This window comes from Verminephrobacter aporrectodeae subsp. tuberculatae At4 (assembly GCF_000193225.1).
Classification (GTDB): Bacteria; Pseudomonadota; Gammaproteobacteria; order Burkholderiales; family Burkholderiaceae_C; genus Acidovorax; species Acidovorax aporrectodeae.
In genome coordinates this window covers 1-220 of sequence record NZ_AFAL01000865.1, presented here as the reverse complement: position 1 = coordinate 220, position 220 = coordinate 1, and the positions used below count along the sequence as shown (strand labels likewise).

General features: G+C 65.5%; 1 pseudogene. It reads right to left on the bottom strand.

The window, feature by feature from the left end:
• A pseudogene (locus VTU_RS33225) lies at nucleotides 1-175 on the bottom strand (glucarate dehydratase); the annotation flags it as partial.
• Nucleotides 176-220 lie beyond the last annotated feature (45 nt).

The following is a 220-nucleotide window of genomic DNA, read 5'->3' as shown; positions in this document are numbered from 1 at the left end:
TGAGCAGGGACAGCAGCGCCGCGTCGCCATAGGTCTCACCCAGGCCCACCAGTCCGTTGGCCCCCTCGACCTCGATGATGGAGCGCAAGCCAAAAGGCTCGTGCACGCCTGCCGCGTTGAGCAGGGCGGGGTCCCGGATGGCAATCGGGGTGACCCGGATGGCGCTGATTTTCATGTTCGCTTGGCCTGCATCGTGGCAGTGGGTTAGTGGGTTAGCGGG